7 protein-coding genes and 2 pseudogenes are annotated in these 9,095 nt (G+C 64.5%); 6 read left to right on the forward strand and 3 right to left on the reverse strand.

The features are described from left to right. Positions 1-76 precede the first annotated feature (76 nt). Positions 77-583 carry a transcription elongation factor GreB gene (greB, locus tag F7R02_RS11300; protein WP_078590194.1) on the forward strand — a complete coding sequence of 169 codons (507 nt, stop codon included), beginning with the start codon at positions 77-79 and terminating at the stop codon, positions 581-583. Positions 584-904: 321 nt separating this feature from the next. Here the strand turns inward: greB and rimO are convergent, their stop codons facing one another. Further along, positions 905-2,278, reverse strand: coding sequence for a 30S ribosomal protein S12 methylthiotransferase RimO (rimO, locus tag F7R02_RS11305; RefSeq protein WP_078590190.1), 1,374 nt, complete (start codon positions 2,276-2,278; stop codon positions 905-907). 180 nt (positions 2,279-2,458) lie between these two features. Between rimO and F7R02_RS11310 the strand changes: the two genes are divergently transcribed. The 4 genes and pseudogenes from F7R02_RS11310 to F7R02_RS11325 all read left to right on the forward strand — a co-directional run bounded on the left by F7R02_RS11310 (position 2,459) and on the right by F7R02_RS11325 (position 4,512). Continuing rightward, a complete protein-coding gene (locus tag F7R02_RS11310) occupies positions 2,459-3,121 on the forward strand; it encodes a dienelactone hydrolase family protein (RefSeq protein ID WP_078590191.1) in 663 nt (220 codons plus the stop codon). Beyond that, the gene (locus tag F7R02_RS11315; protein WP_005912999.1) at positions 3,118-3,552 is read left to right on the forward strand and encodes an HIT domain-containing protein; all 435 of its coding nucleotides are present in this window, start codon (positions 3,118-3,120) and stop codon (positions 3,550-3,552) included. The genes F7R02_RS11310 and F7R02_RS11315 overlap by 4 nt, the downstream gene beginning before the upstream one ends. A 27-nt stretch (positions 3,553-3,579) precedes the next feature. Beyond that, positions 3,580-3,747 carry a LiaI-LiaF-like domain-containing protein gene (locus tag F7R02_RS11320; protein WP_003486900.1) on the forward strand — a complete coding sequence of 56 codons (168 nt, stop codon included), beginning with the start codon at positions 3,580-3,582 and terminating at the stop codon, positions 3,745-3,747. A 580-nt stretch (positions 3,748-4,327) separates the two neighbouring features. Next, positions 4,328-4,512: pseudogene (locus F7R02_RS11325) on the forward strand (LiaF transmembrane domain-containing protein). A 155-nt stretch (positions 4,513-4,667) separates the two neighbouring features. Here the strand turns inward: F7R02_RS11325 and dcd are convergent. Next, positions 4,668-5,237 carry a dCTP deaminase gene (gene dcd / locus F7R02_RS11335; RefSeq protein ID WP_005912996.1) on the reverse strand — a complete coding sequence of 190 codons (570 nt, stop codon included), beginning with the start codon at positions 5,235-5,237 and terminating at the stop codon, positions 4,668-4,670. A gap of 96 nt (positions 5,238-5,333) precedes the next feature. Further along, entirely contained in the window at positions 5,334-6,185 is an 852-nt protein-coding gene (gene apbC / locus F7R02_RS11345) for an iron-sulfur cluster carrier protein ApbC (RefSeq protein ID WP_005912994.1), read from the reverse strand. Between the two features lie 336 nt (positions 6,186-6,521). Here apbC and F7R02_RS11350 point away from each other — a divergent pair. Further along, positions 6,522-8,969, forward strand: a pseudogene (locus F7R02_RS11350) (TonB-dependent receptor plug domain-containing protein); the annotation flags it as partial. Positions 8,970-9,095 lie beyond the last annotated feature (126 nt).

The raw sequence follows: 9,095 nt of genomic DNA on the forward strand, positions 1-9,095 counted from the left end.
CGCTGTGCGGCGGAAGATGCGCAAGCACGTCATGCGCGCTAGCATCGCGGGCTCGCCGTTCGAACCTGCCTGCCCCATGAGCCGCTGGCGCCCACCTGCCGAAAAAAGCACTGCGCTGATCACGCCCGAAGGCCACGCCCGCCTCAAGGCCGAGCTGGACGACTTGTGGCGCGTGCGCCGCCCCGAGGTGGTACGGGCCCTGGCGGCAGCGGCCGCCGAAGGCGATCGCTCGGAAAATGCCGAATACACCTATCGCAAGAAGCAGCTCGGTGAAATCGATCGGCGTGTGCGCTATCTGAGCAAGCGACTGGAAGCGTTGCGCGTGGTGGATACCGCACCTACCGACGCGAACGCAGTGTTCTTCGGCGCACAGGTGGAGCTGGAAGACGCCGACAGTGGCGAGCTGCTGCGCTACCGCATCGTCGGCCCGGACGAAACCGATGCCGGACGCGGCCGGATCAGCATCGACTCCCCCCTGGCGCGCGCCCTGCTGAAAAAGCGCGTGGACGACGAATTCGACGCACACTTGCCGGCCGGCAAGCACACATTCGTCGTGGTGTCGGTGGATTACGCCTCGCTGTAGGGGATACCCAAGGCGCGGATCGATCCTGGCGCTGTGCATCAGCAACGACATTGATCGACACCCGGAGAACCGAACACCCATTGCCCCAGGACTGCATCGTGGCCTGCTGATACGCACACACGCCGGCCACCCTCATGCGGCGATATCATGCCTAGCGGCGATGTTGGCATTGCAGCGCGTCGTGCCGGGACGGATGCGCGTGGCAAGCCTCGTCGCGCGCAGGCACGCTCCTACCGGTTGGCGTGCCCACCGGGGCATGTGCGGCGACGGTGCGGCACAGTCTGGCGCCGACGCCATCGGCCAGCCGGCGCCCTGCTGCGGCTAAACGATCTGCAGGTTCAATGTCCGCCCTGGCTGCACCGCATGGCCAGACGGCAGTGCATCGCCAAACAGATCGTGCTCGTCGCTGTCGGTGATTTCAACATCCACCAGATCGCCCACCTTCAAGCCGAGCTCGCCACCGTTCTGGATGTGCACCAGCCCATCGATTTCCGGCGCATCGGCACGCGAGCGGGCCACCGCGATGTCGTCTTCGATCACATCCACCAGGCACTGCTGCACGCTGCCGATCTTGGATTCCAGACGCAACGCAGAGATCTGCGCCTGCTTGGCCATGAAGCGCGCCAGGCGCTCCTGTTTCACTTCTTCGGGCACCTGATCCGGCAGCGCGTTGGCGCTGGCGCCATCGACCGGCGAATACGCAAACGCACCGACGCGGTCCAGCTGCGCCTGATCCAGGAAGTCCAGCAAGGATTCGAATTCGGCATCGGTCTCGCCGGGGAAGCCGACGATGAAGGTCGAGCGCACGGTGATCTCCGGGCACATCGCCTTCCAGCGCTGCACGCGCTCCAGGGTTTTTTCCACCGCGCCGGGGCGCTTCATCAACTTGAGAATGCGCGGGCTGGCGTGCTGGAACGGAATGTCCAGATACGGCAGCAGCTTGCCTTCGGCCATCAGCCCAATCACATCGTCCACGTGCGGATACGGGTACACGTAATGCAGGCGCGTCCACACGCCAAGCTCCGACAACCCCTCGCACAGCGCCTTCATGCGGGTCTGGTACAGGCGGTCCCGCCACGGACGCTCGGCATATTTCAGGTCCACACCGTAGGCCGAGGTGTCCTGCGACACCACCAGCAATTCCTTGACGCCACCGCGCACCAACCGCTCGGCTTCGCGCAGCACTTCATCGACCGGACGCGAGACCAGATCGCCGCGCATCGAGGGAATGATGCAGAAGCTGCACCGGTGATTGCAGCCTTCGGAAATCTTGAGATACGCGTAATGGCGCGGCGTCAGCTTGATGCCGTAGTCCGGCACCAGATCCACGAACGGGTCGTGACGCGGCGGCAACGCGGCGTGCACTGCGTCCATGACGCTCTGGTAGTCCTGCGGGCCGGATACCGCCAGCACTTGCGAGTACGCCTCGCGAATCTGCTCCGGGCGCTTGCCCAGGCAGCCGGTGACGATGACCTTGCCGTTGGCGTTCATCGCCTCGCCGATCGCGTCCAGCGATTCGGTCACTGCCGAATCGATGAAGCCGCAGGTGTTGACCACCACCACATCGGCAGCGTCGTAGCTGGGCACGATGTCGTAGCCCTCTACGCGCAGCTGGGTGAGGATGCGTTCGGAATCGACGAGCGCCTTCGGGCAGCCAAGGCTGACGAAGCCGACTTTAGGGTTCAGCTGGGACATGGAAGCAGGAGCCTGGGAAGCGGAGCGGCCTGGGGCCTGAGCGGGACAATTATAGCGGTGCGGGGGCGGCGCTCTGAACCGCATGCCGCGCACGCGGGGTCATCTTAGCGGAACCCTCACCTTCGCCCCCGCCGATCCGGTCGATAATGCGCGCCTCCCCGGACTGCAGCAGGAGTTTCCATGGGTCACTGGACCACGCTCGACACCCCCGACGGCCAGGTTGCCGCCTGGCACGCCACGCCCGCTTCCAGTCCGCGCGGCGGCCTGGTGGTGATTCAAGAAATCTTCGGCGTCAACGAACATATCCGCACAGTGGCCGACGACTACGCCGCACGCGGCTATGAGGTGCTGGCACCGGCTTTTTTCGATCTGGAAGAGAAGGACGTGCAGTTGCCGTACGACCAGGAAAGCCTGCAGCGGGGCCTGGCGCTGGCCAATGCGGTGGGCCTGGAGCGCGCGGTGGAGGTGGTGAAATCTGCCTCCACCCTGCTGACCCGCGCCGGCAAGGTAGGCACGGTGGGCTACTGCTGGGGTGGCTCGGTCGCACTGCTGTCGGCGATACGCCTGGGACTGCCGTCGGTGAGCTACTACGGCGGCCGCAACACCCAGCTGCTGGACGAAACCCCCAAGGCACCGGTGATGTTCCACTTCGGCGAGCGCGATGCCAGCATTCCGCCCGAAGCGATCCAGGCCCATCGCGAGAAACTGCCGCAGATGGAAACCTTCGTGTATCCGACCGGACATGCCTTCAACCGCAGCATCGACCCCACCCACTACGACGCCGACAGCGCCGAGCGCGCATTGGAGCGCACGCTGGGCTTCTTCGCGGCGCATCTGGGATGAGCGACACCGCACCGGGCACGCCGGCGGGCGGTTTTCTGCTCGATCCGCGCCTGGCGGCCGACACGGTGTTCGTCGCCGACGGGCCGCTGTCGCAGGTGCGGCTGATGGACGACGCCCGCTTCCCGTGGCTGGTGCTGGTGCCACGGGTGGCCGATGTCAGTGAGTGGATCGATCTGGATGGCGGCCAGCAGCGTTTGTTGCTGGCCGAAATCAACCAGCTCTCGCAGTTGCTGCGCGCCGAACCTGCGGTCAGCAAGCTCAATATCGGCGCGCTGGGCAATATCGTGCGGCAGCTACACGTGCATCTGGTCGGCCGTCACCCAGGCGATGCCGCGTGGCCTGGGCCCGTCTGGGGCAGCGGCAGTGCGCAGCGGTTTGTGCCCGAGACGTTGCAGCAGCATGTCGCGGCGTGGGCGCAACGGCTACGATAGGCGCCTGTCCTTCAACCAGTCTCCCGCATGAAATCCAATGTCGTCGCCGCGCTGATCCTGATCCTCGTCGGCCTGCTGTTCCTGGCCAACAACCTGGGCTGGACCAATCTCAGTCTTGGTCGCTTGATCGCCACTTGGTGGCCGGCTGCGCTGGTCGCTTGCGGGATCGGCATGCTGTTCGGGCGCGGCAAGTAAGCGGAGCCGGGCTTGGGGACTTGGGAGCCGGAATTGGTCACAGCGGGCTATCGGCGCTGCTGACATTCCAGCGGAAGGGCAGATTGGCGGATTGGCGCTTGCGAGTTGAGGTACGGTACTGCGCTCGGGTGGCGCGGTCGCTGACTGCGCTGGCGGCAGTTCGGTTTGACGGCCGATCTGTTATCTACGCTGACCACAGCATCAGTGGCGACGGAGTTGGGCGGATTTAGCCCTCACTGATCTGGCATCGCCGTCGCCCGTCGCCTGCCCGCAGTCTTCGTCGCCTGTTGGGACATTGTCCTCCTTCATGGAAGTGCAGGTGCCCCAAGGGCCGGACAGGGGTACGGGCGAAGCCTGGTGGGCTGTCGATTGCGCCTCAGAACGTTGGGGCTGCGACCGGACTGCGTCGGCTATCGCATCGGCAACGGCCAATCACATGCGGCACAGCGCCCTCACCTTTGCCCGTCCCGCCGGTGAGGCGACCGACATGACGTTTGTCATCTGCGATTGTTGACTTCCGGCACCTGATCGTGGGGCGCATCCGGCGCAGCATGGCCTCATACCCAACGAGGACCTCGCCATGAACTACCGTCTGATCCCCGCCCTGTTCCTGATTGTCATGGGCGCGCTGTTTCTGCTGGACAACCTGGGACTGGCCCATATGGACGTGGCAACCTGATCGCGACCTGGTGGCCGGTGTTTCTGATCGCCGCCGGCGTGCGCCAACTGCTGCGCTACCGCCAGAAGGCTGCCGCGACCTGCTGAAGGTCACGGCCGCGCCATTGCACCAGGAGCGGCCAAAAAACCCGGCGAGCAGCCGTCAGACGGCATGGACGGACCGGAGTGCACGCGTGGCACAGCCGATTCCGAGTATCGGTTGCGCCCGCCTGGCGGCGAGCGCAGTCGTTTCGGTCCCTGCTCTAAGTGCGCGGCAGGGTTACACCGGTCTGGCCCTGATACTTGCCGCCGCGGTCCTTGTACGAGGTTTCGCACACTTCGTCGGACTGGAAGAACAGCATCTGCGCCACGCCTTCGTTGGCATAGATGCGCGCCGGCAGCGGCGTGGTATTGCTGAATTCCAGCGTCACGTGGCCTTCCCACTCCGGCTCCAGCGGGGTCACGTTGACGATGATGCCGCAGCGTGCGTAGGTACTCTTGCCCAGGCACACCACCAGCGTGTCGCGCGGGATGCGGAAATATTCCACTGTGCGCGCCAGTGCGAAGCTGTTCGGCGGAATGATGCAGACATCCGATTCGATATCGACAAAGCTGCCGGGATCGAAGTGCTTGGGATCGACGATCGTCGAGTTGATGTTGGTAAAGACCTTGAACTCGCGCGAGCAGCGTACGTCGTACCCATAGCTGGAGGTGCCGAAGCTGACGATGCGCTGCCCGGCGGCATCGTGCTTGATCTGGCCGGGTTCGAACGGCTCGATCATCGCGTGCTGTTCGGCCATGCGCTTGATCCAGCGGTCGCTCTTGATGCTCATGCGGTGTTCCTTGAAGACGGAAGGCGGCGGGCCGAGCGGCCCGCGCGAAGACGGCGAATTCTACCAGCGGCCGGCACCCGCAGCCGGCCGGACGCGTTACAGCAGCGACGCCGAAATCGGGATGCTGGCGCGTGGGCGCTTGCCCAGTTCCTCGGCAAGCCGCGTCGCCGCCGCCAGGTAGGCCTGGGCTGCCACCGACTCCGGCGCGGCTACCACGATCGGCTGACCGACATCGCCTTGCTCACGGATTGCAATCACCAGCGGCAACGACCCCAATAACGGCACGCCGTACTGCGCCGCCATGCGCTCGCCGCCGCCTTCGCCGAACAGATGCTCGCGGTGACCGCAGTTGCTGCAGGTATGCACCGCCATATTCTCGACGATGCCGAGCACCGGCACCTCGACCTTTTCGAACATCTTCAAGGCCTTGCGCGCGTCCAGCGTGGCGATGTCCTGCGGCGTGGTGACGATCACCGCACCGGCCACCGGAATCTTCTGCGACAGGGTCAACTGGATGTCGCCGGTGCCCGGCGGCAGGTCGATCAGCAGATAGTCCAGGTCGTCCCACAGGGTGTCGTTGAACAGCTGGGTCAGCGCGGACGTCGCCATCGGCCCGCGCCAGATCATCGGGGTGTCCTGATCGACCAACAGGCCGATCGACATCGCCTCGATCCCGAACGCACGCAGCGGTTCGATCGACTTGTTGTCCGGGCTATCCGGCCGCCCGCTCAGGCCCAGCATCGCCGGCACGCTGGGGCCATAGATATCGGCATCCAGCACGCCGACGCGCGCGCCCAACTGACGCAGCGCCAGTGCCAGATTCACCGCAGTGGTGGACTTGCCCACGCCGCCCTTGCCGGACCCCACCGCAATCACGTTGCGGATGCGCGGGTGCGGCGCCAATGCCCCCTGCACCGCATGCGCGGCGATTCTGCGTTCGCCCGTCATGCGCCAACCGCCTGCGCAACAGCGCGCGCCGCCCAGAAACCACTTTGCACCATCGTGTTCATCGCCTACCCGAGTTGTCGTGTGCCACCGCGAGCGACTCAAGCATCGCTTTGCGCCGCATCAAAGAGGGGCATGAGTGTACCGGCTCGGTCGGAAGCAGCCGGCCTGTTTGCCAACGCGACACAAACGCACGCGCAGCCAGTACGTGACATTAAGCGACAAATTTCGCAGATATGGACACAAGATTAAAGAATTGTTACGGTCAAAACACAGTTCAGCTGGCGCTCAGCGAGCCCAACTGCGCGAATCGAATCTCAGCAAGGAATCTGCGAAATCATGTCGAGCCGTACCTCGCAACGCATCCGTCGCCACCGCCTTAGCACTGCACTTTTCGGCGTACTAGCCGCATCCGCAGGCAATGCCTCCGCCCAGTCCGAAAACGCGGTCGCACCCGATACGACCGACCTGGACAAGGTCACCGTCACCGGCTCGCGCATCGCGCGTATCGGATTTGTCACGCCTTCGCCCGTGACTGCCATCAGCGCCGAAGAAATCCGCGCCACCGGCGCGACCACCATCAGCGACCTGATGGCGCGTATGCCGGCGCTGGCGCCGAGCTACACGCTGGGCAACTCCACCCGCTTTATCGGCACTGCCGGCCTGGGCCTGCTCGACCTGCGCGGCATGGGCGTTGACCGCACATTGGTGCTGGTCAACGGGCGTCGCCATGTGGGCTCCAGCCCTGGCTCGACTGCGGTGGACGTCAACACCATTCCGGTGGAATGGGTCGAGCGCGTGGAAGTCATTACCGGCGGCGCGTCGGCGGTGTACGGCGCCGATGCCGTGGCCGGCGTGGTCAATTTCATCCTCAAGAAATCGTTCACCGGTTTCGAGACGCGCGCGCAGACCGGCCTGGCCGACGAAGGCAATTACAACCGCTCATTTGCCAGCTTTTCTGCCGGCACCGATTTCGCAGGCGGCCGCGGCAACATCGCGGTGTCCGGCGAATACAGCAAGCAAGATCGCTTCGGTCGCGGCAACCGCGCCATCGGCCGCGAGTACCTGGTGAGTGTGCCCAACCCCGCGTTCGACCCCACCCTTCCGCCGAGCGAGCGCAACCCGCAGAACGTGCTCAGCGGCCCCGGTGGCAACCATTCGACCTCTTACGGCGGCACCTTCAATCTGGGCACGTTCGATTTCCGCAACCCGGCAAGCTACGGCAACCGTTATCTGTTCAACGACGATGGCAGCTTCCGTCGCAACCGGTACAACGGCACGGTGGTGAGCAACACCTCGTGCGTGGATTGCGATTTCGTCGACCTCAACGCGGTGGCCGATCTGCAGCCCGGCTTCGATCGCAAAAGCGTCAACACCATGATCAACTTCGAGATCAGCGAAAACCATCGCGTGTTCTTCGAAGGCAAGTACAGCGAAACCGATTCGGAATTCTTCGGCCAGCCCGCATTCGACAGCTCGCTGCGCGTGCGTCGTCAGAACCCCTATGTCAGCCCCGAACTCGGCGCCCTGATGGATTCGCGCGGCGCCACGCAGATCCTGATGAACCGCTTCAATGTCGATGCCGGCCGCCGCGGCGAAAACATCGAACGCAAGACCTACCGCGCCGTTCTCGGCGCCGAAGGCAACGTCACCGACAACTGGACCTACGATGTGTCGGCCAACTACGGCAAGACCACGGTGGACCGCCTCAACCTCAACAACCGCATCAACGAACGCTGGCAGGCCGGCATCGACGCCGCACGCGATGCCAGCGGCAACATCGTCTGCCGCACCACGCTGGATCCGACTGCGGTCAATCCCCATACCGGTCGCGTGTACTCGGCATTGGCCCGCGAAGGCTGCGTGCCCTTCAGTGTCTTCGGTAACGGCGCGGTCACCCCGGAAGCAGCTGCGTGGTTCAACACCACCGCGCGCTCGCAAGCCAAGATCCAGCAGACCGTGTTCAGCGCCTCGGTGGCCAACAGCAACCTGCTGTCGCTGCCGGCAGGCGACATCGGCTTCGCCGGCGGCGTGGAATACCGCAAGGAACAGAGCGAGGAAGTCACCGACCCGTTGGCCGCGTCGGGCGCGACCTTTCTCAACGCCATCCCGAACAGCGGTGGCGACTACAGCGTCAAGGAAGTGTTCGTCGAGAGCACCATCCCGTTGCTGGCCGGCCTGCCGGGCGTGGATCGTCTGGCGCTGGACGTTGCAGGACGCTATTCGGACTACAGCAGTATCGGCTCGACCAAGACCTGGAATATCGGTCTGGACTGGACCATTATTCCGTCGCTACGGTTGCGTGGCACCCTGGCGCAGGCGGTGCGTGCGCCCAGCATTGGCGAGCTGTACGACTCGCAGAGCGAAAACTTCGCCACCATCAACGACCCCTGCAATTACCTGCCCACCAATACCAACCGTCCGGGCACTGCGGGCGATGTGGGGTTGCGTCAGGCCAACTGCAGCGCACTGGGCATTCCGGTGGGCTGGATCGACACCTACACCGCTACCCGCCCGGGCGTGAGCGGCGGCAATCCGGAACTCAAGCCGGAACGTGCGCGCAGCCTGTCGTACGGACTGGTGTGGCAGCCGGAGTTCTTCGAAGGGTTCGGCATGTCGATCGACTACTGGCGCATCGACCTGCGCGATGCCATCGGCGCCGTGACGGCAGAGACCAATGCCACGCGCTGTGTGGATAACCCCGGCGGCATCGGCAATAGCTTCTGCGGTTTCGTGCAGCGTGCACCGCTGGGTGGCTTCACCGACCCGCAGGGCCGCATCTATCCCTAAGGAAGCTCTGAACAACGCACCACAGATACGCGACACTACCCGCCTCATCATGTAGAGGATCATCTATGCAGCTGACGTTCGGTGACGCTGAGGGCCTGGGCAAGCGCAAGCAGACCCGGCGCG

The organism is Xanthomonas cissicola, assembly GCF_008801575.1.
Classification (GTDB): domain Bacteria; phylum Pseudomonadota; class Gammaproteobacteria; order Xanthomonadales; family Xanthomonadaceae; genus Xanthomonas; species Xanthomonas cissicola.

Coding starts and splice junctions, on each gene's coding strand:
- greB (WP_078590194.1), top strand. CDS start 77: ATGAGCCGCTGGCGCCCACCTGCCGAAAAAAGCACTGCGCTGATCACG.
- dcd (WP_005912996.1), bottom strand. CDS start 5,237: ATGAGCATCAAGAGCGACCGCTGGATCAAGCGCATGGCCGAACAGCAC.
- rimO (WP_078590190.1), bottom strand. CDS start 2,278: ATGTCCCAGCTGAACCCTAAAGTCGGCTTCGTCAGCCTTGGCTGCCCG.
- F7R02_RS11315 (WP_005912999.1), top strand. CDS start 3,118: ATGAGCGACACCGCACCGGGCACGCCGGCGGGCGGTTTTCTGCTCGAT.
- F7R02_RS11320 (WP_003486900.1), top strand. CDS start 3,580: ATGAAATCCAATGTCGTCGCCGCGCTGATCCTGATCCTCGTCGGCCTG.
- F7R02_RS11310 (WP_078590191.1), top strand. CDS start 2,459: ATGGGTCACTGGACCACGCTCGACACCCCCGACGGCCAGGTTGCCGCC.
- apbC (WP_005912994.1), bottom strand. CDS start 6,185: ATGACGGGCGAACGCAGAATCGCCGCGCATGCGGTGCAGGGGGCATTG.